43 protein-coding genes are annotated in these 24,676 nt (G+C 39.1%); 41 read left to right on the top strand and 2 right to left on the bottom strand.

Going from position 1 to position 24,676, the window contains the following annotated elements; translation table 11 throughout:
* Positions 1 to 93: 93 nt before the first annotated feature.
* The 39 genes from rpsJ (at position 94) to DET63_RS27635 (ending at position 21,714) form a co-directional block, all read left to right on the top strand.
* Complete coding sequence (gene rpsJ / locus DET63_RS27825) at positions 94 to 402, top strand: 30S ribosomal protein S10 (RefSeq protein WP_001040595.1); 309 nt, start codon at positions 94 to 96, stop codon at positions 400 to 402.
* A 34-nt stretch (positions 403 to 436) separates the two neighbouring features.
* Positions 437 to 1,069, top strand: coding sequence for a 50S ribosomal protein L3 (gene rplC / locus DET63_RS27820; RefSeq protein WP_000160209.1), 633 nt, complete (start codon positions 437 to 439; stop codon positions 1,067 to 1,069).
* Between the two features lie 25 nt (positions 1,070 to 1,094).
* Complete coding sequence (rplD, locus tag DET63_RS27815) at positions 1,095 to 1,718, top strand: 50S ribosomal protein L4 (protein WP_001127261.1); 624 nt, start codon at positions 1,095 to 1,097, stop codon at positions 1,716 to 1,718.
* Entirely contained in the window at positions 1,718 to 2,008 is a 291-nt protein-coding gene (rplW, locus tag DET63_RS27810; protein ID WP_001205557.1) for a 50S ribosomal protein L23, read from the top strand. Before rplD ends, rplW begins: the two co-directional genes overlap by 1 nt.
* Positions 2,009 to 2,036: 28 nt before the next feature.
* Positions 2,037 to 2,867, top strand: coding sequence for a 50S ribosomal protein L2 (gene rplB / locus DET63_RS27805; RefSeq protein ID WP_000511584.1), 831 nt, complete (start codon positions 2,037 to 2,039; stop codon positions 2,865 to 2,867).
* A gap of 60 nt (positions 2,868 to 2,927) precedes the next feature.
* Positions 2,928 to 3,206 carry a 30S ribosomal protein S19 gene (gene rpsS / locus DET63_RS27800; RefSeq protein WP_000124452.1) on the top strand — a complete coding sequence of 93 codons (279 nt, stop codon included), beginning with the start codon at positions 2,928 to 2,930 and terminating at the stop codon, positions 3,204 to 3,206.
* Positions 3,207 to 3,223: 17 nt separating this feature from the next.
* Positions 3,224 to 3,565: a 50S ribosomal protein L22 gene (rplV, locus tag DET63_RS27795; protein WP_002009773.1), complete on the top strand. Its 342-nt coding sequence runs from the start codon at positions 3,224 to 3,226 to the stop codon at positions 3,563 to 3,565.
* Positions 3,566 to 3,568: 3 nt separating this feature from the next.
* Positions 3,569 to 4,228 (top strand): 30S ribosomal protein S3, encoded by a 660-nt coding sequence (rpsC, locus tag DET63_RS27790; RefSeq protein WP_002009771.1) that lies wholly within the window; start codon positions 3,569 to 3,571, stop codon positions 4,226 to 4,228.
* A gap of 1 nt (position 4,229) precedes the next feature.
* On the top strand, positions 4,230 to 4,664 hold the full coding sequence (gene rplP, locus DET63_RS27785) for a 50S ribosomal protein L16 (RefSeq protein ID WP_002063419.1): 435 nt from the start codon (positions 4,230 to 4,232) through the stop codon (positions 4,662 to 4,664).
* Positions 4,654 to 4,854, top strand: coding sequence for a 50S ribosomal protein L29 (gene rpmC, locus DET63_RS27780; RefSeq protein ID WP_002091523.1), 201 nt, complete (start codon positions 4,654 to 4,656; stop codon positions 4,852 to 4,854). Before rplP ends, rpmC begins: the two co-directional genes overlap by 11 nt.
* Positions 4,855 to 4,874: 20 nt before the next feature.
* Positions 4,875 to 5,138, top strand: coding sequence for a 30S ribosomal protein S17 (gene rpsQ / locus DET63_RS27775; RefSeq protein ID WP_002091526.1), 264 nt, complete (start codon positions 4,875 to 4,877; stop codon positions 5,136 to 5,138).
* 43 nt (positions 5,139 to 5,181) lie between these two features.
* Entirely contained in the window at positions 5,182 to 5,550 is a 369-nt protein-coding gene (gene rplN / locus DET63_RS27770) for a 50S ribosomal protein L14 (RefSeq protein WP_002063420.1), read from the top strand.
* A gap of 38 nt (positions 5,551 to 5,588) precedes the next feature.
* Positions 5,589 to 5,900, top strand: coding sequence for a 50S ribosomal protein L24 (gene rplX / locus DET63_RS27765; RefSeq protein ID WP_000558201.1), 312 nt, complete (start codon positions 5,589 to 5,591; stop codon positions 5,898 to 5,900).
* A 26-nt stretch (positions 5,901 to 5,926) separates the two neighbouring features.
* Entirely contained in the window at positions 5,927 to 6,466 is a 540-nt protein-coding gene (rplE, locus tag DET63_RS27760; RefSeq protein ID WP_002091528.1) for a 50S ribosomal protein L5, read from the top strand.
* A 33-nt stretch (positions 6,467 to 6,499) separates the two neighbouring features.
* Positions 6,500 to 6,685 carry a 30S ribosomal protein S14 gene (rpsN, locus tag DET63_RS27755; RefSeq protein WP_001085700.1) on the top strand — a complete coding sequence of 62 codons (186 nt, stop codon included), beginning with the start codon at positions 6,500 to 6,502 and terminating at the stop codon, positions 6,683 to 6,685.
* Between the two features lie 29 nt (positions 6,686 to 6,714).
* The gene (gene rpsH, locus DET63_RS27750; RefSeq protein WP_002091529.1) at positions 6,715 to 7,113 is read left to right on the top strand and encodes a 30S ribosomal protein S8; all 399 of its coding nucleotides are present in this window, start codon (positions 6,715 to 6,717) and stop codon (positions 7,111 to 7,113) included.
* 32 nt (positions 7,114 to 7,145) lie between these two features.
* Complete coding sequence (rplF, locus tag DET63_RS27745) at positions 7,146 to 7,685, top strand: 50S ribosomal protein L6 (protein ID WP_002063425.1); 540 nt, start codon at positions 7,146 to 7,148, stop codon at positions 7,683 to 7,685.
* Positions 7,686 to 7,716: 31 nt separating this feature from the next.
* The gene (rplR, locus tag DET63_RS27740) at positions 7,717 to 8,079 is read left to right on the top strand and encodes a 50S ribosomal protein L18 (protein ID WP_002009761.1); all 363 of its coding nucleotides are present in this window, start codon (positions 7,717 to 7,719) and stop codon (positions 8,077 to 8,079) included.
* A gap of 21 nt (positions 8,080 to 8,100) precedes the next feature.
* On the top strand, positions 8,101 to 8,601 hold the full coding sequence (gene rpsE / locus DET63_RS27735; RefSeq protein WP_002063426.1) for a 30S ribosomal protein S5: 501 nt from the start codon (positions 8,101 to 8,103) through the stop codon (positions 8,599 to 8,601).
* 13 nt (positions 8,602 to 8,614) lie between these two features.
* On the top strand, positions 8,615 to 8,797 hold the full coding sequence (gene rpmD / locus DET63_RS27730; protein WP_001085231.1) for a 50S ribosomal protein L30: 183 nt from the start codon (positions 8,615 to 8,617) through the stop codon (positions 8,795 to 8,797).
* 33 nt (positions 8,798 to 8,830) lie between these two features.
* Positions 8,831 to 9,271, top strand: a complete 441-nt coding sequence (gene rplO / locus DET63_RS27725) for a 50S ribosomal protein L15 (protein WP_002009754.1) — start codon at positions 8,831 to 8,833, stop codon at positions 9,269 to 9,271.
* Positions 9,271 to 10,572 (top strand): preprotein translocase subunit SecY, encoded by a 1,302-nt coding sequence (gene secY / locus DET63_RS27720; protein WP_002124688.1) that lies wholly within the window; start codon positions 9,271 to 9,273, stop codon positions 10,570 to 10,572. Before rplO ends, secY begins: the two co-directional genes overlap by 1 nt.
* A gap of 54 nt (positions 10,573 to 10,626) precedes the next feature.
* Complete coding sequence (locus DET63_RS27715; RefSeq protein ID WP_113938448.1) at positions 10,627 to 11,277, top strand: adenylate kinase; 651 nt, start codon at positions 10,627 to 10,629, stop codon at positions 11,275 to 11,277.
* Complete coding sequence (map, locus tag DET63_RS27710; protein ID WP_113938447.1) at positions 11,277 to 12,023, top strand: type I methionyl aminopeptidase; 747 nt, start codon at positions 11,277 to 11,279, stop codon at positions 12,021 to 12,023. Before DET63_RS27715 ends, map begins: the two co-directional genes overlap by 1 nt.
* A 68-nt stretch (positions 12,024 to 12,091) precedes the next feature.
* Positions 12,092 to 12,310, top strand: a complete 219-nt coding sequence (infA, locus tag DET63_RS27705) for a translation initiation factor IF-1 (RefSeq protein ID WP_001029884.1) — start codon at positions 12,092 to 12,094, stop codon at positions 12,308 to 12,310.
* A gap of 35 nt (positions 12,311 to 12,345) precedes the next feature.
* Positions 12,346 to 12,459, top strand: a complete 114-nt coding sequence (gene rpmJ / locus DET63_RS27700; RefSeq protein ID WP_000868344.1) for a 50S ribosomal protein L36 — start codon at positions 12,346 to 12,348, stop codon at positions 12,457 to 12,459.
* Between the two features lie 21 nt (positions 12,460 to 12,480).
* The gene (gene rpsM / locus DET63_RS27695) at positions 12,481 to 12,846 is read left to right on the top strand and encodes a 30S ribosomal protein S13 (RefSeq protein ID WP_002063431.1); all 366 of its coding nucleotides are present in this window, start codon (positions 12,481 to 12,483) and stop codon (positions 12,844 to 12,846) included.
* 24 nt (positions 12,847 to 12,870) lie between these two features.
* A complete protein-coding gene (rpsK, locus tag DET63_RS27690) occupies positions 12,871 to 13,260 on the top strand; it encodes a 30S ribosomal protein S11 (protein WP_002009745.1) in 390 nt (129 codons plus the stop codon).
* A 180-nt stretch (positions 13,261 to 13,440) separates the two neighbouring features.
* Complete coding sequence (locus DET63_RS27685) at positions 13,441 to 14,385, top strand: DNA-directed RNA polymerase subunit alpha (protein WP_002009743.1); 945 nt, start codon at positions 13,441 to 13,443, stop codon at positions 14,383 to 14,385.
* 35 nt (positions 14,386 to 14,420) lie between these two features.
* On the top strand, positions 14,421 to 14,783 hold the full coding sequence (rplQ, locus tag DET63_RS27680) for a 50S ribosomal protein L17 (protein WP_000331490.1): 363 nt from the start codon (positions 14,421 to 14,423) through the stop codon (positions 14,781 to 14,783).
* 104 nt (positions 14,784 to 14,887) lie between these two features.
* A complete protein-coding gene (locus DET63_RS27675) occupies positions 14,888 to 15,730 on the top strand; it encodes an energy-coupling factor ABC transporter ATP-binding protein (RefSeq protein WP_002009740.1) in 843 nt (280 codons plus the stop codon).
* Positions 15,706 to 16,587 carry an energy-coupling factor ABC transporter ATP-binding protein gene (locus DET63_RS27670; RefSeq protein ID WP_002124690.1) on the top strand — a complete coding sequence of 294 codons (882 nt, stop codon included), beginning with the start codon at positions 15,706 to 15,708 and terminating at the stop codon, positions 16,585 to 16,587. Before DET63_RS27675 ends, DET63_RS27670 begins: the two co-directional genes overlap by 25 nt.
* Positions 16,575 to 17,369, top strand: a complete 795-nt coding sequence (locus DET63_RS27665; RefSeq protein ID WP_113938446.1) for an energy-coupling factor transporter transmembrane component T family protein — start codon at positions 16,575 to 16,577, stop codon at positions 17,367 to 17,369. The genes DET63_RS27670 and DET63_RS27665 overlap by 13 nt, the downstream gene beginning before the upstream one ends.
* 14 nt (positions 17,370 to 17,383) lie before the next feature.
* The gene (gene truA / locus DET63_RS27660; protein WP_002124694.1) at positions 17,384 to 18,127 is read left to right on the top strand and encodes a tRNA pseudouridine(38-40) synthase TruA; all 744 of its coding nucleotides are present in this window, start codon (positions 17,384 to 17,386) and stop codon (positions 18,125 to 18,127) included.
* A gap of 152 nt (positions 18,128 to 18,279) precedes the next feature.
* A complete protein-coding gene (rplM, locus tag DET63_RS27655; protein ID WP_002029337.1) occupies positions 18,280 to 18,717 on the top strand; it encodes a 50S ribosomal protein L13 in 438 nt (145 codons plus the stop codon).
* 21 nt (positions 18,718 to 18,738) lie between these two features.
* Entirely contained in the window at positions 18,739 to 19,131 is a 393-nt protein-coding gene (gene rpsI, locus DET63_RS27650; protein ID WP_002009728.1) for a 30S ribosomal protein S9, read from the top strand.
* 162 nt (positions 19,132 to 19,293) lie between these two features.
* Positions 19,294 to 19,722: a DUF2521 family protein gene (locus DET63_RS27645; protein WP_002029335.1), complete on the top strand. Its 429-nt coding sequence runs from the start codon at positions 19,294 to 19,296 to the stop codon at positions 19,720 to 19,722.
* Positions 19,723 to 19,788: 66 nt separating this feature from the next.
* Positions 19,789 to 20,502, top strand: coding sequence for an N-acetylmuramoyl-L-alanine amidase CwlD (gene cwlD, locus DET63_RS27640; RefSeq protein WP_002009721.1), 714 nt, complete (start codon positions 19,789 to 19,791; stop codon positions 20,500 to 20,502).
* Positions 20,503 to 20,646: 144 nt separating this feature from the next.
* Entirely contained in the window at positions 20,647 to 21,714 is a 1,068-nt protein-coding gene (locus tag DET63_RS27635; RefSeq protein ID WP_113938445.1) for an Mrp/NBP35 family ATP-binding protein, read from the top strand.
* Positions 21,715 to 21,767: 53 nt separating this feature from the next.
* Here DET63_RS27635 and gerD read toward each other — a convergent pair whose 3' ends face one another.
* Positions 21,768 to 22,382, bottom strand: a complete 615-nt coding sequence (gene gerD / locus DET63_RS27630; RefSeq protein ID WP_002009716.1) for a spore germination lipoprotein GerD — start codon at positions 22,380 to 22,382, stop codon at positions 21,768 to 21,770.
* A 139-nt stretch (positions 22,383 to 22,521) separates the two neighbouring features.
* Between gerD and kbaA the strand changes: the two genes are divergently transcribed.
* On the top strand, positions 22,522 to 23,133 hold the full coding sequence (gene kbaA / locus DET63_RS27625) for a KinB signaling pathway activation protein KbaA (protein WP_002167158.1): 612 nt from the start codon (positions 22,522 to 22,524) through the stop codon (positions 23,131 to 23,133).
* Between the two features lie 124 nt (positions 23,134 to 23,257).
* On the opposite strand, the gene pdaB is transcribed toward kbaA, so the two are convergent.
* Positions 23,258 to 24,022: a polysaccharide deacetylase family sporulation protein PdaB gene (gene pdaB, locus DET63_RS27620; RefSeq protein WP_113938444.1), complete on the bottom strand. Its 765-nt coding sequence runs from the start codon at positions 24,020 to 24,022 to the stop codon at positions 23,258 to 23,260.
* Positions 24,023 to 24,215: 193 nt separating this feature from the next.
* Here pdaB and DET63_RS27615 point away from each other — a divergent pair, with 193 nt between their 5' ends.
* Positions 24,216 to 24,434: a hypothetical protein gene (locus DET63_RS27615; protein WP_002139933.1), complete on the top strand. Its 219-nt coding sequence runs from the start codon at positions 24,216 to 24,218 to the stop codon at positions 24,432 to 24,434.
* Positions 24,435 to 24,676 lie beyond the last annotated feature (242 nt).

Genomic DNA, 24,676 nt, shown 5'->3' with positions numbered 1-24,676 from the left:
TGACACACCCGGCCGCTTTGCCATGGCATGGTGTGGGGAAATTTCCATGGAGAAGGTCTATTTTAGAAATAGGCGAACGAAGGAGGGAAAATAATGGCAAAAGAAAAAATTCGTATCCGTTTAAAAGCTTATGATCACCGTATTCTTGATCAATCAGCTGAGAAAATTGTAGAAACAGCTAAGCGTTCTGGGGCAACAGTTTCTGGTCCGATCCCATTACCAACTGAGAAGACTATTTACACAATTCTTCGTGCTGTTCATAAGTACAAAGATTCTCGTGAACAATTCGAAATGCGCACACACAAACGTCTAATCGACATCGTGAGTCCTACTCCGCAAACAGTAGATTCATTAATGCGTTTAGATTTACCATCTGGTGTAGATATCGAAATCAAACTATAATTCATATAACTTAAAAATGTAGGAGGTGTAACTCATGACCAAAGGAATCTTAGGAAGAAAGATCGGTATGACTCAAGTATTTGCTGAGAACGGTGAGTTAATCCCAGTAACGGTAATCGCTGCTAATCCAAACGTTGTTCTTCAAAAGAAAACAACTGAAACTGATGGCTACAACGCAATTCAGTTAGGATTTGAAGATAAACGTGAAAAGTTAACTAACAAACCTGAACAAGGCCACACTGCTAAAGCATCTACAACTCCTAAGCGCTTCATTCGCGAAATCCGCGATGCAGACGTGGACGGATTAGAGGTTGGTCAAGAGGTAAAAGTTGAAGTTTTCGCTGCAGGTGAAATCGTTGACGTAACAGGAATTTCTAAAGGTAAAGGTTTCCAAGGTGTTATTAAACGCCACGGACAATCTCGCGGACCTATGTCTCATGGTTCTCGCTATCACCGTCGTCCAGGTTCAATGGGGCCAGTTGCTCCGAACCGTGTATTCAAAGGCAAAAAACTTGCTGGACGTATGGGTGGAGACCAAGTTACTATCCAAAACTTAGAAATCGTTCAAGTTGACACTGAGCGCAACTTATTACTAGTAAAAGGTAACGTTCCAGGTGCTAAGAAATCTCTTGTAGTTGTTCAAGGCGCTGTGAAGGTTAGCAAATAATTCACAATAGGAAGGAGGAATTCCAATGCCAAAAGTTACTGTATATAACCAAACTGGTTCACAGGTTGGTGAAATCGAATTAGCTGAAGCTATTTTCGGTATCGAACCAAATGAAGCTGTACTATTTGAAGCTGTAATGATGCAACGTGCATCTTTACGTCAAGGTACACACAAAGTAAAAACTCGCTCTGAAGTTCGCGGTGGTGGTCGTAAACCATGGCGTCAAAAAGGAACTGGACGTGCTCGTCAAGGTTCTATCCGCTCTCCTCAATGGCGTGGTGGTGGTACGGTATTCGGACCTACACCAAGAAGCTATGCGTACAAACTTCCTAAGAAAGTTCGTCGTTTAGCAATCAAATCTGCATTAGCTACTAAAGTAGTTGAGAACAACATTGTAGTTCTTGAGGACCTAGTGTTAAATGCACCAAAAACAAAAGACATGGTAGCAGTACTTAAAGGATTAACTGTTGAGAAGAAAGCTCTTATCGTAACTGCTGATGCAAACGAATCTGTAGAGTTATCTGCTCGCAATATCCCTGGAGTAACAGTAATCACTGCTGATGGCGTAAACGTGCTAGATGTGCTTCATCATGATAAGCTAATCATGACAAAAGCGGCAGTGGAAAAAGTAGAGGAGGTGCTTGCATAATGAGAGATCCTCGTGATATCATTAAGCGCCCAGTTATCACTGAACGTTCTATGGAAATGATGGCTGAAAAAAAATACACGTTCGACGTGGACGTTAAATCTAATAAAACAGAGGTTAAAGACGCTATAGAAGCGATCTTTGGTGTTAATGTAGACAAAGTAAATATCATGAACTACAAGCCGAAAGCAAAACGTGTTGGTCGTCACGCTGGTTTTACTAGCCGTCGTCGTAAAGCAATCGTTAAGCTAACTGCTGACAGCAAAGAAATCGAAATCTTCCAAGGCGTTTAATTCTTACTAAAGAAGGAGGGAAATTGAGATGGGAATTAAAAAGTATAATCCAACTACTAACGGTCGTCGTAACATGACTACGAATGATTTCGCTGAAATCACGACTGACAGACCGGAAAAGTCTTTACTTGCTCCTTTAAGCAAAAAGGCTGGTCGTAATAACCAAGGTAAAATTACTGTACGTCATCAAGGTGGCGGACATAAGCGTCAATACCGTATCATCGACTTTAAGCGTAACAAAGATGGAATTCCAGGACGCGTTGCTACGATCGAATACGATCCAAACCGCTCTGCGAATATCGCATTAATTAACTACGTTGACGGTGAAAAACGTTACATTCTTGCTCCTAAAACTTTAGAAGTAGGTATGGAAGTTATGTCTGGCCCTGAAGCTGACATTAAAATCGGTAACGCATTACCATTAATCAACATTCCAGTAGGTACTGTTGTTCATAATATCGAGCTTAAGCCTGGTCGTGGAGGACAATTAGTCCGTTCTGCTGGTACGTCTGCTCAAGTACTTGGTAAAGAAGGAAAATACGTACTTGTACGTTTAACTTCTGGTGAAGTACGTTTAGTATTATCTGCTTGTCGCGCTTCAATCGGTCAAGTTGGTAACGAACAACACGAACTTATCAAAATCGGTAAAGCAGGTCGCTCTCGCTGGTTAGGTAAGCGCCCAACAGTTCGTGGTTCTGTAATGAACCCGGTTGATCACCCACACGGTGGTGGTGAAGGACGCTCTCCAATCGGACGTAAGTCTCCAATGTCTCCATGGGGTAAACCAACTCTTGGATTCAAGACTCGTAAGAAAAACAAAGCGTCTGATAAATTTATCGTTCGTCGTCGTAAAAAATAATGGGATTGTAGTACGGTTCATTTCAAGAACCGTACGCCAATCACGAAGGGAGGCACCAAAATGGCTCGTAGCTTAAAAAAAGGACCATTTGTCGATGATCACTTAATGAACAAAATGGAAAAATTAGTTGCATCTGAGCAAAAACAAGTTGTTAAAACTTGGTCTCGCCGTTCAACAATCTTCCCTCAGTTCATCGGACATACAATTGCTGTATATGATGGTCGTAAACACGTACCTGTGTACATCACTGAGGATATGGTTGGCCATAAGTTAGGTGAATTCGCACCAACTCGTACGTATAAAGGTCACCTTGCTGACGATAAGAAAACTAGAAGATAATGAGAGGAGGCACTTCAATGCAAGCTAAAGCAGTAGTGAGAACAGTTCGTATTGCTCCTCGTAAGGTTCGTTTAGTAGTAGACTTAATCCGAGGTAAGCAAGTGGGTGAAGCGATTGCTATCCTTAACCACACACCAAAAACTGCTTCTCCAGTTGTAGAAAAAGTTTTAAAATCTGCAATCGCAAATGCAGAGCACAATTATGAGATGGATATTAACAACCTAGTTGTTGAAAAAGTCTTCGTTGACGAAGGTCCAACGTTGAAACGTTTCCGTCCACGTGCAATGGGTCGTGCAAGCCAAATTAACAAACGCACAAGCCACATCACAGTTGTGGTATCAGAAAAGAAGGAGGGATAATCGATGGGTCAGAAGGTTAATCCAATTGGTCTTCGTGTCGGTATTATCCGCGACTGGGAATCTCGTTGGTTCGCTGAGAAAGATTATGCTACGTTATTACATGAAGACATCAAAATCCGTGAGTACATTACTGTACGCTTAAAAGATTCTGCTGTTGCTAAAGTAGAAATCGAACGTGCAGCAAATCGTGTAAATGTTACAATTCACACTGCAAAACCTGGTATGGTAATTGGTAAAGGTGGTACTGAAGTTGAAGCACTTCGTAAAGCTCTTAACCAATTAACAGGCAAGCGTGTACACATTAACATTTTAGAAGTTAAGAGAGCTGATCTTAACGCTAAATTAGTAGGCGAAAACATCGCTCGTCAATTAGAAAACCGTGTATCATTCCGTCGTGCACAAAAGCAAGTTATTCAACGTGCTATGCGTGCAGGAGCAAAAGGTATTAAAACACAGGTTTCTGGTCGTCTTGGCGGAGCTGATATCGCTCGTGCAGAATCTTACAGTGAAGGAACTGTTCCACTTCATACACTTCGCGCTGATATTGACTATGCAGCAGTTGAAGCTGATACAACATACGGTAAATTAGGCGTAAAAGTATGGATCTACCGTGGAGAAGTCCTTCCTACAAAAAAGAAAGCTTCTGAGGAAGGAGGAAAATAATATGTTAATGCCTAAACGCGTAAAATATCGTAGAGAGCATCGTGGTAAAATGCGTGGTCGTGCAAAAGGTGGAACTGAAATCGCTTTTGGTGAATTTGGTTTACAAGCACTAGCTGCTTCATGGATTACAAACCGTCAAATCGAAGCTGCTCGTCGTGCAATGACTCGTCACATGAAACGTGGCGGTAAAGTATGGATTAAAATTTTCCCTTCTAAACCTTACACTGCAAAACCTCTAGAAGTACGTATGGGTTCCGGTAAAGGGGCACCAGAAGGCTGGGTAGCAGTAGTAAAACCTGGGAAAATTATGTTTGAAATTGCGGGTGTATCTGAAGAGGTAGCACGCGAAGCATTACGTCTTGCAGCTCACAAGTTACCTGTGAAATGTAAATTCGTAAAACGTGAAGAAAATGGTGGTGAATCTAATGAAAACTAATGATATTCGTGAATTAACCACTGCCGAAATCGAAACAAAAGTTAAAGCTTTAAAGGAAGAGTTGTTTAATCTTCGCTTCCAACTTGCTACAGGACAATTAGAGAACCCAACTCGCATCCGTGAAGTACGTAAAGCGATTGCTCGTATGAAAACTGTAGTTTGTGAAAGAGAGATCGGAATTAATCGATAAATTGAGGGGAGGTTTGCATAGTGAGCGAACGTAACCAACGCAAAGTTTATACTGGTCGTGTTGTTTCTGACAAAATGGACAAAACGATTACAGTTTTAGTTGAAACTTACAAAACTCATTCCTTATACGGAAAACGTGTTAAGTATTCTAAAAAGTATAAAGCCCATGATGAGCAAAACCAAGCGAAACTTGGCGATATCGTTAAAATCATGGAAACTCGCCCGCTTTCTGCTACTAAGCGTTTCCGTTTAGTTGAAATCGTTGAAGAAGCGGTTGTTATCTAAATAGACGAATCGGAATTTTTAGTCCGAAGGGAGGTTTCATAACATGATCCAACAAGAATCTCGTTTGAAAGTTGCTGACAACTCTGGTGCCCGCGAACTTTTAACAATTAAAGTATTAGGCGGCTCTGGTCGTAAATATGCTTATATTGGTGATATTATCGTTGCTACGGTAAAACAAGCAACACCAGGTGGCGTTGTTAAAAAAGGTGACGTTGTTAAGGCAGTAGTGGTACGTACGAAGAGCGGAGCTCGTCGTCCGGACGGTTCTTACATTAAATTTGATGAAAACGCAGCGGTTATCATCAAAGACGATAAGAGCCCACGTGGTACTCGTATCTTCGGACCAGTAGCTCGTGAATTACGTGATAGCAACTTCATGAAGATCGTTTCTTTAGCTCCAGAAGTTCTATAATTTAAGGTATTGCCTTGCTAAGGAGGTGCAGAATTAAGATGCATGTAAAAAAAGGTGATAAAGTTCAGGTAATCACTGGTAAAGACAAAGGAAAACAAGGTGTTATCCTTGTGGCTTTCCCAAAGCAAAACCGTGTTATCGTTGAGGGTGTTAACATCGTTAAAAAACACTCTAAGCCATCTCAATTAAATCCACAAGGTGGAATTATTACGAAAGAAGCACCTATTCACGTTTCTAATGTTATGGTATTAGATCCGAAAACAGGCGAACCTACTCGCGTAGGCTTCAAAGTAGAAGATGGTAAAAAAGTGCGTATTGCAAAAAAATCTGGTGAATTATTAGATAAATAATTTTCTTAAGAAAGGAGGTCACTTCATTGAATCGCCTTAAAGAGAAGTTCCAAAAGGAAATTACTCCTGCTCTAATGAGCAAGTTTAACTATAAATCTGTGATGGAAGTACCGAAAATCGAAAAGATCGTAATCAACACTGGTGTTGGTGACGCGGTATCTAACTCAAAAGCTTTAGACAATGCAGTAGAAGAATTAACTCAAATCGCAGGTCAAAAACCTGTTGTAACTCGCGCTAAAAAATCAATCGCTGGTTTCCGTCTTCGTGAAGGTATGCCAATCGGTGCGAAAGTAACTTTACGCGGTCAGCAAATGTATGAGTTCTTCGACAAATTAGTATCAGTTTCTTTACCACGTGTACGTGATTTCCGTGGTGTTTCTAAGAAATCATTTGATGGTCGTGGGAACTACACATTAGGTGTTAAAGAGCAACTAATTTTCCCTGAGATTGATTATGATAAAGTAAGTAAAGTCCGAGGTATGGACATCGTAATCGTTACTACAGCGAAAACTGATGAAGAAGCTCGTGAACTTTTAACACAATTCGGTATGCCATTCCAAAAATAATGGAAGCCAACGCTAAGTAGAGGAGGCGAAAACGTGGCTAAAAAATCTATGATCGCGAAACAAAAGCGTACTCCTAAGTTTAAAGTACAAGAGTATACACGTTGCGAACGCTGCGGTCGTCCGCATTCTGTATACCGCAAATTTAAGCTTTGCCGTATTTGTTTCCGTGAACTTGCATATAAAGGTCAAATTCCTGGTGTTAAAAAAGCTAGTTGGTAAAACCCACAAATGGGAAGGAGGTAAAACACATGGTGATGACAGATCCAATTGCAGACATGCTTACTCGCATCCGTAATGCGAATATGGTACGTCATGAGAAATTAGAGGTTCCTGCTTCTAAAATCAAAAAAGAGATCGCTGATCTTTTAAAACGTGAAGGTTTCATTCGTGATGTAGAATACATCGGGGATAACAAACAAGGTATCCTTCGTATTTTCCTGAAATATGGTGCAAACAATGAACGTGTAATCACTGGATTAAAGCGTATCAGTAAGCCTGGCTTACGCGTTTACGCAAAAGCTGATGAAGTACCTCGTGTACTTAACGGATTAGGTATCGCTCTTGTTTCTACATCTAAGGGAGTAATGACAGACAAAGATGCTCGTCAATTACAAACTGGTGGAGAAGTAGTAGCATACGTTTGGTAATATATATTTAAAACGAACGGAGGTGTGACCACATGTCTCGTATTGGTAAAAAGATTCTTGAAATCCCTGCAGGTGTTACTATTACAGTTGCAGAAGACAATACTGTAACAGTAAAAGGCCCTAAAGGTGAATTAACTCGTACTTTCAAAACTGATATGTCTATCAAAATTGAAGAAAATACACTAACAGTTGAGCGTCCATCTGAACAGAAGGAACACCGTGCATTACACGGTACAACTCGTGCTTTAATCGGAAACATGGTTGAAGGTGTTACTACAGGTTTTGCACGCGGACTTGAATTAGTCGGTGTTGGTTACCGTGCTCAAAAACAAGGTGATAAACTTGTTTTAAGCGTAGGTTATTCTCATCCAGTAGAAATGACTCCAGAAGCAGGACTTGAAGTTGAAGTACCTGTACCAACTAAAATCGTAATTAAAGGTATCGACAAGCAACGTGTTGGCGAATTTGCTGCTAACATCCGTGCTGTACGTGCTCCTGAGCCATATAAAGGTAAAGGTATTCGTTACGAAGGCGAAGTTGTTCGTCGTAAAGAAGGTAAAACTGCTAAGTAAACCCGTTAGGTGAAAGAAAGGAGTGACAAGAATGATCACTAAAGCTGCTAAAAATGCGACTCGTAAGAAAAGACATGCACGTGTACGTGCTAAACTTACTGGTACTGCAGAACGTCCACGTTTAAACGTGTACCGTTCTAACCAACATATTTACGCTCAAGTTATTGATGATGTAAATGGTGTAACATTAGTAAGTGCATCTACTCTTGATAAAGACCTTGCTCTTAACGGTACTAGCAATACTGAAGCTGCTACGAAAGTTGGAGAATCAGTTGCTAAGCGTGCTGTAGAGAAAGGCGTTAAAGAAGTAGTATTTGATCGCGGTGGTTACTTATACCATGGCCGTGTTAAAGCTCTAGCTGAAGCTGCTCGTGAGGCTGGATTACAATTTTAATGGTCAAAGGAGGGAAAATTGATGCAACGCATTGACCCAAGTAAATTAGAACTTGAAGAACGTGTAGTTACGATAAATCGTGTCGCGAAAGTTGTTAAGGGTGGTCGTCGTTTCCGCTTTGCTGCACTAGTTGTAGTTGGCGATAAAAACGGTCATGTTGGATTCGGTACTGGTAAAGCACAAGAGGTACCAGACGCAATCCGTAAAGCTATCGAAGACGCTAAGAAAAACCTAATCGCAGTACCATTAGTTGGTACAACAATTCCACATACAATCAACGGTCATTTTGGAGCTGGTGAAGTATTCTTAAAACCTGCTGCTGAGGGTACTGGTGTTATTGCTGGTGGACCTGTTCGTGCGGTACTAGAATTAGCTGGTGTACAAGATATTCTTTCGAAATCTCTTGGTACTAACACACCAATCAACATGATTCGCGCTACTGTGAACGGATTAAGCGAACTTAAGCGCGCTGAAGATGTTGCAAAATTACGCGGTAAATCTGTAGAAGAGCTACTAGGTTAAGGAGGGAAAACAAATGGCGAAAAAGTTAGAAATTACCCTCACTCGTAGTGTAATTGGTCGTCCACAAGATCAACGTGCGACGGTAGAAGCTTTAGGTCTTAAAAAGTTGAATTCAACTGTAGTTAAGGAAGAAACTCCTGCTATTCTTGGTATGATCAACAAAGTTTCTCACCTTATAACTGTAAAAGAAGCTTAAGGATAACTCATTAATATAAGGAGGTGCCTGGGAATGAAACTTCATGAATTAAAACCTGCAGAAGGTTCTCGTAAAGTACGTAACCGTGTCGGTCGTGGTATCGGTTCTGGTAACGGTAAAACTGCTGGTAGAGGTCATAAAGGACAAAACGCACGTTCTGGCGGCGGTGTTCGTCTTGGCTTCGAAGGTGGTCAAACTCCACTATTCCGTCGTTTACCAAAACGCGGCTTCACAAACATTAACCGTAAAGAGTTTACTATTGTAAACTTATCAACGTTAAATCGTTTTGAAGATGGTACAGAAGTAACACCTGAATTATTGCTGGAAACTGGCGTTATCAGCAAGTTAAACGACGGTGTTAAAATTCTTGCAAGCGGAGCAGTAGAGAAAAAATTAACTGTTAAAGCGCACAAGTTCTCTTCAAGTGCTAAAGAAGCAATTGAAGCAGCTGGCGGATCAGTTGAGGTGATCTAATGTTTCGTACAATCTCCAACTTTATGCGCGTTGCTGAGATAAGACGTAAAATATTATTCACTTTAGCCATGTTAGTCGTATTCAGGATTGGCACGTTTATCCCAGTGCCATTTACAAATGGAGACGTACTGAAAGCACAAGATCAATTAAATGCCTTAGGTATCCTAAATACATTTGGCGGTGGCGCCTTGAAGAACTTCTCCATCTTCGCGATGGGAATCATGCCGTATATTACAGCATCCATCATCGTGCAATTATTGCAGATGGATGTTGTTCCTAAATTTTCGGAATGGTCGAAGCAAGGCGAAATGGGCCGTCGTAAACTAACGCAATTCACGCGTTACTTTACAATTGTTCTTGCGTTTATTCAGGGGTTTGGTATGTCAATCGGTTTTAACGGTATGGTAGGTGGGCAATTAATTTTGAATCCAGGTTGGAGCACTTATTTATACATTGCTACGGTACTGACTGCTGGTACTGCATTTTTAATGTGGTTAGGTGAACAGATTACAGCTAAAGGTGTAGGTAATGGTATTTCCATTCTTATCTTTGGTGGTATTGCCGCAGCGATCCCAAGTGTTATATCTCAAGTGTATCAACAACAGTTTCAAAATATCGGAGATCAATTGTTCATGAGTATCGTTAAAGTTGCATTGATTTTACTAGCTGTGCTAGCAGTTATTGTTGGTGTTATTTTCATTCAACAGGCTGTTAGAAAGATCCCAATTCAATACGCGAAGCGTGTAACAGGAGGGAATGGGAATCATGCTGGAGCACAAAACACTCATTTACCACTTAAGGTAAATAGTGCGGGTGTTATTCCAGTCATTTTTGCTGTTTCATTCTTAATTACGCCTCCAACTATTGCACAGTTCTTCCCGAAACATGATGTGTCGCAGTGGATTATTGCAAACTTTAACTATTCTCACCCAGTGGGAATGATCATATATGTTGCGCTCATTGTAGCCTTCACATATTTCTATGCATTTGTTCAGGTTAATCCAGAGCAAATGTCAGAGAATCTAAACAAGCAAGGTGGATATGTTCCAGGTATTCGTCCGGGTAAGAATACAGAACAATATCTAACAAAAATCTTGTATCGTTTGACCTTTGTGGGATCAATTTTCCTAGCAGCGATTGCAATCTTACCAGTTATCTTTACGAAATTGGGAAATCTTCCTCCATCTGCACAGATTGGTGGAACGAGTATGTTAATCGTTGTCGGCGTTGCTTTAGAAACAATGAAGCAGCTAGAAAGCCAATTGGTAAAACGCCATTACAAAGGGTTTATCAAGCAGTGAGTAAGTGGGAAGAACTGTCTTCCCTACATGCTCATGTACTGAGGGGGAACAAGGATGAACTTGATTTTAATGGGGCTTCCTGGTGCTGGTAAAGGTACACAAGCCGAACAGATTGTTGCCAAGTATAACATCCCTCACATCTCAACAGGAGATATGTTCCGTGCAGCTATGAAGGCTGAAACTGAACTTGGTTTACAAGCAAAATCTTTTATTGATAAAGGTGCGCTTGTTCCAGATGAAGTTACAATTGGAATTGTTCGTGAACGTTTAAGCCAAGAAGACTGTATTAAAGGCTTCTTATTAGATGGTTTCCCACGAACTGTTGCACAAGCATCAGCTCTTGAAGAGATTATGAAAGATCTTGGCAAAAAAATCGACTATGTTTTAAACATTAATGTGGATTCAGGGTTGTTATTAACACGCCTTACAGGCCGTCGCATTTGTAAAGAATGCGGTGCGACTTACCACTTAGAATTCAATCCGCCAGCAAAAGCTGATGTGTGCGATAAATGTGGTGGCGAATTATATCAACGCTCTGATGACAATGAAGAAACTGTAGCAAATCGTTTAGATGTAAATATTAAGCAAACAAAACCTTTGCTTGATTTCTACGAGGAGCTTGGCTACTTACAAAGCATTAATGGTGAGCAAGGTATCAATAAAGTATTTGCTGATATCGATGTTCTCATCGGAGACTTAGCGTAATGATCATCTGCAAAACTCCTCGCGAGATAGAAATCATGCGAGAAGCTGGCAGGATCGTTGCTTTAACTCATCAAGAGTTGAAACAACATATTACTCCAGGAATTACAACGAAAGAGCTCGATCAAATAGCGGAAAAGACGATTCGAAAATATGGTGCTACGCCATCTTTTAAAGGATACAACGGATTTCCGGGGAGCATTTGTGCTTCTGTAAATGAAGAGCTTGTACACGGGATTCCAGGGAAGCGTAAGCTCGAAGAGGGCGATATCATCAGTATCGATATTGGTGCGAAATACAATGGGTACCATGGAGATTCTGCATGGACGTATCCAGTTGGAAACATTTCTGAATCTGTTCAAAAGCTACTTGATGTCACAGAAAAATCGTTGTATCTTGGTCTAGAACAAGTAAAACCAGGCGAAAGATTATCAAATATCTCGCATGTGGTTCAAACACATGCTGAAGAGAATGGGTTCTCGATCGTTAGGGAGTATGTTGGTCACGGAATCGGGCAAGACTTACATGAGGACCCTCAAATCCCGCACTATGGTCCACCAAATAGAGGCCCTAGATTAAAGCCGGGAATGGTCATCTGTGTTGAGCCGATGGTGAATCAAGGAAGACGATATGTAAAAACACTATCTGATGACTGGACAGTGGTAACGGTAGATGGTAAATGGTGTGCCCATTTTGAGCACACGATTGCTCTTACAGAAGCAGGATACGAAATCCTTACCACTTTATAAGTAGCTGGCTCTCCGGGATTTCAGAGCAGTGTAAAATGTTACTGATTTGAAGAAGGGAGAACTATTGAATGGCTAAAGATGATGTAATTGAAGTCGAAGGTACCGTTCTTGAAACGTTGCCAAATGCTATGTTCAAAGTAGAATTAGAGAATGGGCATGTCGTATTGGCTCACGTTTCTGGTAAAATCCGTATGAACTTCATTCGTATTTTACCAGGAGACAAAGTTACGGTAGAATTATCTCCGTACGATTTAAATCGTGGTCGTATTACGTACCGTTTTAAATAATATAGCACTCCGTAATCTTTAAGGAGGTTCGAGACATGAAAGTAAGACCGTCAGTTAAACCAATCTGCGAAAAATGTAAAGTTATTCGTAGACGTGGAAAAGTAATGGTTATTTGTGAAAACCCTAAACATAAACAAAAACAAGGTTAATCAGAAGGAGGTGCATTCAGAATGGCACGTATCGCAGGTGTAGATATTCCTCGTGACAAGCGCGTTGTTATTTCTTTAACTTACGTATTCGGCATTGGTCGCACAACTGCTGAAAAAATTATTACAGAAGCTGGTATTTCTTCGGAAACACGAGTTCGTGATTTATCGGAAGATGAATTAGGACGTATCCGTGATATCATCGATCGTATTAAAGTTGAGGGAGACCTTCGTCGTGAAGTATCTCTTAATATTAAACGTCTAATGGAGATCGGTTCTTACCGTGGTCTTCGTCACCGTCGTGGTTTACCAGTTCGTGGTCAAAACTCTAAAAACAATGCTCGTACACGTAAAGGTCCACGTCGTACAGTAGCAAATAAAAAGAAATAATAAGTAAAGGAGGTTGAACTAACAATGGCACGTAAAACAAACACTCGTAAAAAACGTGTGAAAAAGAATATTGAAGCTGGTATAGCTCATATTCGTTCTACTTTCAACAACACAATCGTAACACTTACAGATACTCATGGTAACGCACTTTCTTGGTCTAGTGCTGGTGCACTTGGTTTCCGTGGATCTCGTAAATCTACTCCATTCGCTGCGCAAATGGCTGCTGAAGCTGCTTCTAAAGTTGCAATGGAGCATGGTTTAAAAACTTTAGAGGTTACTGTTAAAGGTCCTGGTGCTGGTCGTGAAGCTGCAATTCGTGCTCTTCAAGCGGCAGGTCTAGAAGTAACAGCAATTAGAGATGTTACTCCAGTTCCTCATAATGGATGTCGTCCACCAAAACGTCGTCGTGTGTAATTTTTCTGTATAGAATTTTCCCTTTTGTCTATAATGGATATGATGCATTATCGAGAAATTTCGTACAGAAACATCGCTTGTTGTGCACAATCGGGAACTGCCTAAGGGGGACTTTCGGTTAAACAGAGGTTCTTCCTTTGTTTAACCGGGGTTTCGACGTTTTGAAGGAGGGTTTAGTTAATGATTGAAATCGAAAAACCGAAAATCGAAACGGTTGAACTTAACGAAGATGCTAAGTATGGCAAATTCGTGATTGAACCGCTTGAGCGTGGATATGGTACTACTTTGGGTAACTCCTTACGTCGTATTCTTTTATCCTCACTCCCTGGTGCCGCTGTAACTGCTATCCAAATCGATGGCGTTTTACACGAATTTTCAACAGTTGAGGGCGTAGTAGAAGACGTTACGACGATGATCTTAAACTTGAAAAAGTTAGCTCTTAAAATCTACTCTGAAGAAGAGAAGACGTTGGAAATCGATGTACAGGGCGAAGGTATTGTCACAGCTGCTGATATTACTCACGATAGTGATGTTGAAATCTTAAATCCAGATTTACACATTGCGACGTTAGCAAAAAATGCGCATTTCCGCATGCGTTTAACTGCAAAGCGTGGCCGTGGGTATACGCCAGCTGATGCAAATAAAAGCGAAGATCAACCAATAGGAGTAATTCCTATTGATTCTATTTATACTCCAGTATCACGTGTGACTTACCAAGTGGAAAAGACACGTGTCGGACAAGTGGCTAATTATGATAAGCTTACGCTTGATGTATGGACGGATGGAAGCATCGGGCCAAAAGAAGCTATCTCTTTAGGTGCCAAAATCTTAACTGAGCATTTAAATATCTTTGTTGGTTTAACTGACGAAGCACAAAATGCTGAGATTATGGTCGAGAAGGAAGAAGATCAAAAAGAAAAAGTTCTTGAGATGACTATCGAGGAACTAGATCTTTCTGTTCGTTCTTATAATTGCCTAAAACGTGCAGGAATTAATACTGTACAAGAGCTTGCGAACAAAACAGAAGAAGATATGATGAAAGTTCGTAACTTAGGACGTAAATCCTTAGAAGAAGTTAAACATAAACTTGAGGAATTAGGTTTGGGTTTACGTAAAGACGACTGAGGATTTAAACCCATCAACAAAGGAGGGAACTACGAATGGCATACAGAAAATTAGGCCGTACAAGTGCGCAACGTAAAGCTATGTTACGTGATTTAGCTACTGATTTAATTATCAACGAGCGCATCCAAACGACAGAAACTCGTGCAAAAGAACTTCGTTCTGTAGTGGAAAAAATGATCACTTTAGGTAAACGCGGAGATCTTCATGCTCGTCGTCAAGCAGCAGCTTTCATCCGTAATGAGGTTGCTAACGCTGAGACTGGTCAAGATGCACTTCAAAAATTATTCGCTGATGTAGCTCCACGCTATGCTGAGCGCCAAGGCGGATACACTCGTATTGCAAAAATTGGTCCACGTCGCGGAGACGCAGCACCAATGGTAATTATCGAGTTAGTATAATGATGATTAAAAGGGCAGGACAGTTCTTTTCAAGTAACTGGTCATGGCCCTTTTTTTTTAAGTATAAAAATAGGCTAACTTGACGAAAGAAAGGGTGCCTTGTATTGAAAAAAGAGAAACTTCGGACAGAAAATATATCATTTCAATATCCTGGGGCAGCCTCTTATGCATTAAAAGATGTTTCGTTTTCCTTATATGAAGGAGAATGGGTATCTGTTATTGGACAAAATGGTTCAGGGAAGTCTACACTTGCAAAATTATTGAATGGCTTATTTTTACCGGAATCAGGGAAAATTACTTTAAATGATACAATGATTTTATCAGAGGAAACAGTATGGGATGTTCGAAAGCAAATTGGCATGGTATTTCAAAATCCAGATAATCAATTTGTTGGAACGACAGTACAAGATGACGTTGTATTCGGCCTAGAGAACATCGGAATGCCAAGGGAGCAGATGATAGAAAGACTAGAACAAGCTCTGCAACTTGTCCGTATGGAAGATTTTTTAAATGAAGAACCCCATTCGTTATCTGGTGGACAAAAGCAGCGAGTCGCAATAGCAGGTGTTCTAGCACTTCAGCCATCTATTTTAATACTAGATGAAGCAACTTCAATGTTAGACCCTCAGGGGAGACGTGAAGTAGTAGAAACGGTCAGACAACTTGTTGATCAAAAAGGTATTACGGTGTTATCGATTACGCACGATTTAGAAGAGGCGGCACAGTCAGACCGTATTATTATTTTGAACAAGGGAGAAATATTAGAGGAAGGTACTCCAGAGCAAATTTTCAAATCCTCTCATATGCTCCAAGAGATTGGATTAGATGTACCTTTTTCGGTGAAAATAGCAGAATTATTAAAAAGAAATGAAATTCACTTGCAAAACACGCATCTTACAATGGAAAGCTTGGTGAACGAACTTTGGAGATTACATTCCAAAAAGTAGAACATCGTTATCAATATAAAACTCCATTTGAAAGACGCGCACTTTATGATGTAGACGTGTCGTTTCCAAGTGGGGGCTATTATGCCATTATCGGTCATACTGGTTCAGGTAAGTCGACGATGATTCAACATTTAAATGGTTTATTGCAGCCGACAAATGGTACGGTTCAAATTGGTGAACATTTAATTTCAGCAGGGAAGAAAGAGAAAAAGCTTAAGCCGCTACGAAAAAAAGTAGGGGTTGTCTTTCAGTTTCCAGAACATCAACTATTTGAAGAAACAGTTGAAAAGGACATTTGTTTTGGACCGACTAATTTTGGTGTATCTGAAGAAGAGGCAAAACAAAAGGCGAAAGATGCAATCCAGCTTGTTGGATTGGACATAGAGTTATTAGCACGTTCTCCGTTTGAATTAAGCGGTGGGCAAATGAGGCGTGTTGCAATAGCAGGCGTACTTGCGATGGAACCCGAAGTGCTTGTATTAGATGAACCTACAGCAGGGCTTGATCCAAAAGGACAGCACGAGCTCATGGAGATGTTTTACAATTTGCATAAGGAACAGGGGCTTACAGTCATTCTTGTTACCCATAATATGGAGGATGCCGCTAAGTATGCAGATCAAATAGTGGTCATGCATAAAGGAACGGTCTTTTTGCAAGGAAGAGCAGAGGAAGTATTTTCATATGCTGATGAATTAGAACAAATCGGTGTGGATCTTCCAATGTCTTTAAAGTATAAACGTGCAATTGAAGAGAAGTTTGGTATTTCAATTTCGAAGGCTACCTTATCTTTAGAGGATCTTACTCATGAAGTTGTACAGGTGTTACGAAAAGGTGGTCATGAATCATGCAGCAGTTGATTATTGGGAGATATATTCCAGGTCAGTCACTCATTCATCAACTTGATCCTCGTACGAAGCTGTTGATTGTCTTTTTATATGTATTTGTTGTTTTCTTAGCAAATAATGCGATTTCATATGGATTTTTATTTTTATATGCACTCATTGCTTTATTTTTTGCAAAAGTGCCGATTCGTTATGTACTTTCGGGCTTAAAACCAATTCTGTGGATTTTTCTTTTTACATTTTTCCTGCATATTTTTACAAATAAAGAAGGGGAAGTACTAGTCCAGCTTGGTTGGTTTTCGATACATGAAAAAGGATTAGAGCAAGGGATATACATTTCTATACGATTCTTCGTTATTATTTTAATGACGACATTATTAACGTTAACGACGACACCTATTGAAATTACAGATGGGTTGGAGACGTTATTAAAGCCGTTCAAGCGTATAAAAGTTCCTGTTCATGAAATCGCATTAATGATGTCAATTTCACTACGTTTTATCCCGACATTAATGGATGAAACGAGTAAAATTATGAAAGCACAAGCGTCACGTGGCATTGATTTCGCCGGGGGACCGATAAAAGATAGGATGAAAGCTATTATCTCACTACTCGTTCCATTATTTATCAGTGCTTTTAAGCGTGCAGAGGACTTAGCGATTGCGATGGAATCTCGTGGATATAAAAGTGGCGAAGGACGTACTAAATTTAGGCAACTACGCTGGAAAATAAGTGATACAGTAACAATTGTAAGCTTACTTTGTTTAGCTTGTATTTTGGCATGGGTGCGGTCGTAATGGAGAATAGAGAAATGGAAAGAATAAAATGTACAGTTGCATATGATGGCATTCATTTTTGTGGTTACCAAATTCAACCACAGCATCGGACTGTTCAACAAGAAATAGAGAAAGCATTGCAGAAGTTGCATAAAGGAGAACTTGTTCGTGTGCAGGCATCAGGCAGAACGGATTCTACCGTTCACGCCAAAGGACAAGTGATACACTTTGATACACCTTTGTCTCTTGAAGAGTGGCAATGGAGTAATGCTTTAAATACAATGTTGCCGGATGATATTATTATCAGGCAGGTAGAGAAGAAAACAGAAGAATTTCATGCACGTTACGGTGTCGAGAAAAAAGAATATCGCTATCGTGTATTATTATCAAAGACTGCGGATGTATTCCGTAGAAATTACGTATATCAATATCCATATCCACTCGAAATAAACTCTATAAGAAAAGCGATTCCTTATTTTATTGGAACGCATGACTTTACTTCTTTTTGTTCGGCAAAAACTGACAAAAAAGATAAAGTACGAACAATTTATGAAATCGAATTAATTGAGCAAGACGATGAATTAATTTTTCGCTTTGTAGGTAATGGATTTTTATATAATATGGTCAGAATTATTGTTGGTACGTTACTTAGCGTAGGTCAAGGAAAGCTTGATCCGGATAGTATTCCAGAGATTTTAGCGAAACAAAATCGCCAGTTTGCTGGAAAGATGGCTCCAGGTCATGGACTTTACTTATGGCAGGTAAACTATAACAACTAATCCTGGTGTAACATTTGCTTGACATTAGAAACTCAAAAGTATATCATAACATATGGTATTGTTTCTAAAACCACGATTAGCCCCGGAAGGAAATCGTGTTTAAGATAAACAATAGATTTTTTCTATGGAAAAGATAACGAGGAGGGAAACACATGCGTACGACTTTTATGGCAAAAGCTAACGAAGTTGAGCGTAAATGGTATGTGGTTGATGCTGAAGGTCAAACTTTAGGTCGCCTATCTACTGAAGTAGCATCCATTTTACGTGGTAAACACAAACCAACATTTACACCACACGTTGACACGGGTGATCATGTAATTATTATTAACGCTGAGAAAATTCATTTAACAGGTAATAAATTAAACGATAAAATTTACTACCGTCACACTAACCACCCAGGTGGACTTAAGCAAAGAACAGCTCTAGAAATGCGTACAAACTACCCTGTACAAATGTTAGAGCTTGCAATTAAAGGCATGCTTCCAAAAGGACGTTTAGGACGTCAAGTGTCTAAGAAATTAAACGTGTATGCTGGAGCAGAGCATCCACACCAAGCACAACAACCAGAAGTTTACGAACTTCGCGGATAATTAATTAAAGGAGGGCTTACTTTGGCACAGGTTCAATACTATGGCACTGGACGTCGTAAGAGTTCAGTAGCGCGCGTACGCCTAGTTCCAGGCGAAGGACGCGTTATTATTAACGGTCGTGATTTTGAAAACTATATCCCATTTGCTGCATTACGTGAAGTAGTGAAACAACCTCTAGTTGCAACAGAAACTTTAGGTAACTACAATGTACTTGTAAACGTAAATGGTGGTGGATACACTGGTCAAGCTGGTGCTATTCGTCACGGTATTTCTCGCGCTTTATTAAAAGCTGATCCAGAATACCGTCTAACATTAAAACGTGCGGGTCTATTAACTCGTGACGCACGTATGAAAGAGCGTAAAAAATACGGTCTTAAAGGCGCACGTCGTGCACCTCAGTTCTCAAAACGTTAATTTTTGCGAACTACAAACCCCAACCATTTTGGTTGGGGTTTTTTTATGTTTAATTCTTCTTTTGTAATTTTTTTAGCTTGGAATATTTTAGTGCTACCGCCTCGCGTATGCTTCTTCTTTAGAAGTTTAGACTAATACGTATTAGGGAGGTTTATAAGTACTATGAATGTCATTGTCAGCTTACAAGAAAAACAAAAAGAAAAGCAGTTAAAATACGAGCGGAAGATGCTGCGAGAATTATCATTAAAAACATTGCGTTTAAATATTCGTGATGCCTTTCAGATGCAAGAACTTCATCGTCAGTATGAAGATTATTGTATTGAACTAGGGATAGAATCTTATTTATTAGGAGCGAGATACAGTAAATTTGGTTATCATGGTGAATCATTCTTTGATGTGAAATATAGGGCTTTAGAAGAAGAACAACAATTAACTGAAACGTTATTTCAATTTTTAACGAGTATGACTATACGTGAAATTAAGTTGCAAGACGAGGAATTGCTTTTTGAATCTTGCCAGCAGTTTATCGGCTTGTGGTGGCAGGAAGGGTATGAAAAAGGCGAAAGAAGATATCGATTAAAGCTACACTAAGACAAGCATAAACTTTCCTCTTGTCCCATATAAGTAATTAGAGGGACTAGCTGGAGGAGGAAAGGTATGAAGAGAATTCGAATTATCTCTTTTGCGCTCGCTGCGGTTGTTTTGTTTTTTTTAGTTAAACAAGAATTTCAAATTACAAAATCGTGGCGAGCTTGGAATTTACCCTTATCAGGGAAAGTGATTGTACTAGATGCTGGGCATGGTGGGCCAGACGGAGGGGCTGTTGGTGGAAAGGATATTGTAGAAAAAGATATTACACTTGAGATTACAAAAAAGGTACAAGATTATTTACAAGAACAAGGTGCTTTAGTTATTTTAACGCGTGAAGGAGATTATGATCTAGCTAATAAAGATACAAAGTCATATAGTAGACGTAAAGCAGAGGATTTAAAAAAGCGTGTTGAGATCATTAATAAGCCTGATGTAGACTTTTTTGCGAGCATTCATTTAAATGCCCTAACTAGTAGTGGATCTAAGGGCGCACAAACGTTCTACTATCGTTCTTCGATTGAAAATGAACGGGCTGCGAAATTTATACAAGCTGAATTGAGAACAAGCTTAGAAAATACGAATCGTTCTGCTAAAACAATTCCTCACGTGTATTTATTGAAGTATGCCAAAACACCAGGTGCTTTAATTGAGGCTGGCTTTTTATCGAATGTGAATGAAAGATATATGTTAAATTCGGAGAAATACCAACAAAAAGTAGCTGCTGCAATATATCGTGGTATATTACGTTATTTTACGGAAAAAGGAAATCCTCCAGAATAAGGAGGATTTTTTCGAGTTTCTCTCGTTAACGAAGTTTTCCGAAAATATGTTATACTGGAAATGTAAACGCATTTATTTCAAAAATAAAGAGAGATAAATTTAATTAACATTACGTTATTTTTTATACAGGGGGCTGGGCTAATTATGGTAACAAAAGAGCAGGTAGTGGAAGCATTGGAAGGGATTGTAGATCCGTTTATACATAAAACGTTAAAAGAAACAAATGCAATTAAAGAGGTGACAGTCAAGCCTGAGAAGGAACATGTAAGTGTTAAAATTGCAATTGTAAAGACGGGTACAGCGGAACAAATGCAGTTGCAGTCTGGAATTGTAAAGTTAGTAAAAGAACTTGGAGCAACAACAGTTGGACTTCGTTTTGCAGAATTTACAGAAGAGGAATTAGCTCAGTTTGCACCACCGCAAGAGGAAGAGAAAAGTGAATCCTTATTATCACCGAACTCAAATACAACATTTTTAGCAGTGGCAAGTGGAAAAGGTGGAGTAGGGAAATCAACTGTTTCTGTTAACCTTGCAATTGCTTTAGCTCGTTTAGGCAAAAAGGTTGGTATCATTGACGCGGATATTTACGGTTTTAGTGTACCGGATATGATGGGTATAGAAAAACGTCCAATCGTAAGAGGTGATAAGATAATACCAGTGGAGCGTCTAGGCGTGAAAGTAATCTCAATGGGATTCTTTGTAGAAGATAACGCACCTGTTATTTGGAGAGGACCGATGCTTGGGAAAATGTTAAATCACTTTTTCACAGAAGTAGAGTGGGGTGATTTAGATTACTTAGTATTGGACCTACCACCAGGTACGGGTGATGTTGCTTTAGATGTACATTCGATGTTGCCGGCTTGTAAAGAGATTATTGTAACAACGCCGCATCCAACAGCGGCATTTGTAGCAGCGCGCGCTGGAGCCATGGCTTTACGTACAGAACATAGTATTCTTGGTGTTGTTGAAAATATGGCGTATTTTGAAAGTAAAGCAACTGGTGAAAAAGAGTATGTGTTTGGAAGAGGTGGAGGAGATAAATTGGCTACGGAACTCCAAACGGATGTACTTGGCCGAATTCCACTTCAACAACCTGATTGGAATAAAGAGGACTTTGCGCCGTCAGTATATGAAGATACACATACAACGGGTCTCATTTATCGTACGATAGCTGAGACAGTTATTGATAAAACAGCTGTCGCGCAAAAATAAAGTAGTAATGAGTGGACAATATATACATTGTCCACTCATTACTATAATTTTTATTATTGTTCTTTGTTCCCATCTTGGGAACCGCCTTCACCACCTGCGCCTTTCTTATCAGATCCACCTTTTTCGGCTTTTTGTACACCTTTACTAATGATGTCAATCATCTTAGCTTGGAAGAGTGGACTTTCGGCAGTTTCGGTTAGTACTTGCTGTAAATATTGACGATATTCTTTACTCTTCATTGTTTGTAACATAATTTTCTCTACTTCAGGATTTTTCATAATTTCTATAACACCTGATTGGTATTCAGGATCTTTTAGTAAAGTTTTCATTAAGTTTGTTTGTTCTTTTCCCATACTTTTAGCAAATTTCGATGAGAACTCAGGGTCTTTAAAGAGCTTTTCCCAGAATTGTTGCCCTTTTTCAGATACCAGTGCATCTTCAATCGTTTTCTTTACTACTGTTTCATCTAGTATGAGTGCTTGTTTCATTTTTTCATCAGTTAATACATCTTGGATCGCTTTTTTTCCTTGATCGGTTTTTAAAATATCAACAATCATTTTTTTTGTTTGATCATAATCAAGTTCGGATTTTGCTTCTTTTTCTTGTGCACATGCCGCTAGTGCTATAAATAGAAAAGAAGAAATCAAAACGAGCAGCATCCGTTTCATAAGTTGGAGCTCCTTTCAGCAAAGTTCTCTTTTTTTAATATAAATCTCTTTAAGGAATTTATACATTAACATGACTAGCTTTTTGAAATTGTCATTGTTACAATTTAATTAGAAATATAAGAATAATGGGGGATGTGTTGTGAATAGCCGCAAGTGGGTACGACTATTTTTTACGACGTTGTTTCTTGGTGGGATTAGCACAGTCTTTATTGGTTTTGTTTTAGAGTGGGACAAGTACGCTAAATTTTTTCAAAATTTCGACGGAAAAGAGATTTTAGCAATTTCCTTTTGGTTGATGGGCGTAGGATTTATTTTTAGTGTTATAAGTCAAATGGGGTTCTTTGCGTATTTAACGATCCATCGTTTTGGATTAGGGATGTTTCGGTCATCTTCTTTATGGAATACAGTGCAACTGTTCTTTATTGCGTTCGTATTGTTTGATTTCGTTTATTTAAGGTCAGTACTTATTGCAAATGGGGAAGTTTCATTAGGGAATAACATACTTGTTGCTGGGATGTTATTTGTGTTTGGGGCAATTGTCGCTTATATAAAGAGTAAAGAAACGAATAAAAAAGCATTTGTTCCCGCTCTGTTCTTTATGGTCGTTGTAACAATTCTTGAATGGGTACCAGCGCTCCGGATTAATGATACAGATTGGTTATATTTAATGGTGATACCACTTCTATTATGTAATTCATATCAGTTACTTGTATTGCATCGTTTAATTGGACAAAAGAGTAAGTCAGCTTAATGAGGAGAGTGGATTTTTAATTATCCAGATTCTTATCGTCTGTAAATGCTAGCATAAAAAAGCTCTGCTATTTTAATAAAAGATAGCAGAGCTTTTTATGTGTGAAGAACCGTGTAGAAAGGAACTACTTAATATCTTCACTTTTTGTACTTGTGTTGGAAATAAGTTGTGATACAGATGTTTGTTCATATCCGTCGCTCTTTAATTTTTGTAAGAGTAATGGTAAAGCCTTATTTGTTTGAAGGGCAGAATCAGAAGCATGTAATAAGACGATATCTCCACCCTTTAAATTGCTAGAGACTGTGGAAATGATTTTATTTACGCCGGGATTTTTCCAGTCATTTGAATTGTTACTCCAATGAACGATGGTGTATCCGAGTGATTCCGCTATTTTAAGAGTTGTTTTGTTAAAATCGCCACTAGGTGGACGTAATAGCTTGACTTGTTTTACGCCAAGTTTCGTAAAAACATCTTGTGCCCGCAAAAGATCTCGTCGTATTTCATTTGCTTCTAGTGAATTGTAGGATGTGTAATTATAGCCCATACTACCAATCTCATGTCCATCTTTCATGATGCGTTCGACAATATCAGGGTGTCTTTCAGCCCATGCAGCAGAGAGAAAGAAGGTTGCATTCTTAATTTCTCTTTCTTTGAGTGTATTAAGGATTGGAATAGCTTTTTTGTCCCCCCAACTAATGTCAAACGTGAATGCAACTTGTTTTTTTGCAGTGTCCCCTTTGTAAATCACTTTAGGGCCAGTAGCAGTTGAAAAAGCAGATTCATGTGAATATGTTTTTAAAAAGAGTAGCCATGCTGTAAATAAGGAAAGTACGATTATTAAGCTAATGTGTTTAAATGTTCTTTTACTCGTAATAAAAAAGAAAAACATAATATTACGCCCCTTTGTCCAATCCTTTTCAGTTACATATATGCTTTAAATTAAAAAAAGAGAACAAGGGATTAATATCGTAAGTGGTGGATATAATGAGTGATAGAATTTTGTTTTTTGATGATACATTATTGATAATTGAAAATGAGTGGGGCGTTTATAGGTACACGTAAGGAGTTATTGGGGTGATAATTTGCTTGGGATTATGTTGACGAAGGAAGAGAAAAAAGAAATGGAATACATACTGAAGAGAGAGTTAGAGGAACTTTTATTTGATTTTGAAGACGAGCGTATACATAGCGTTGTAAAAAAGGCGATGGAAGAAAGGTATAAAATCATTTTTTGTTTATTTCGGAGAGTTGCTAATAGGGAAGAATGTATTCGTTATGTAAGAAAAAGAATTTTTTATTAAAAAGTATTGACGTTAAGAATAAGTATATGATAAATTAATAAACGTCGCTGATGCAGAAACGCAGAAAACGGCAAAAAAGAAATTGAAAAACTTAGTTGACATCGAAAAATGAAGATGTTAACATAAGGAAGTCGCAAATGAGCGACCAAGTAGTTCTTTGAAAACTGAACGAAACAAACAACGTGAACGTCAATTTTTATTTTTAGATGCTAGACAAACTAACTTTATTGGAGAGTTTGATC

Origin of the sequence: Bacillus sp. DB-2 (assembly GCF_003315125.1) — a bacterium.
In the GTDB taxonomy this organism is placed as follows: Bacteria; Bacillota; Bacilli; order Bacillales; family Bacillaceae_G; genus Bacillus_A; species Bacillus_A mycoides.
This window is presented reverse-complemented; position numbering and strand designations above follow the sequence as displayed.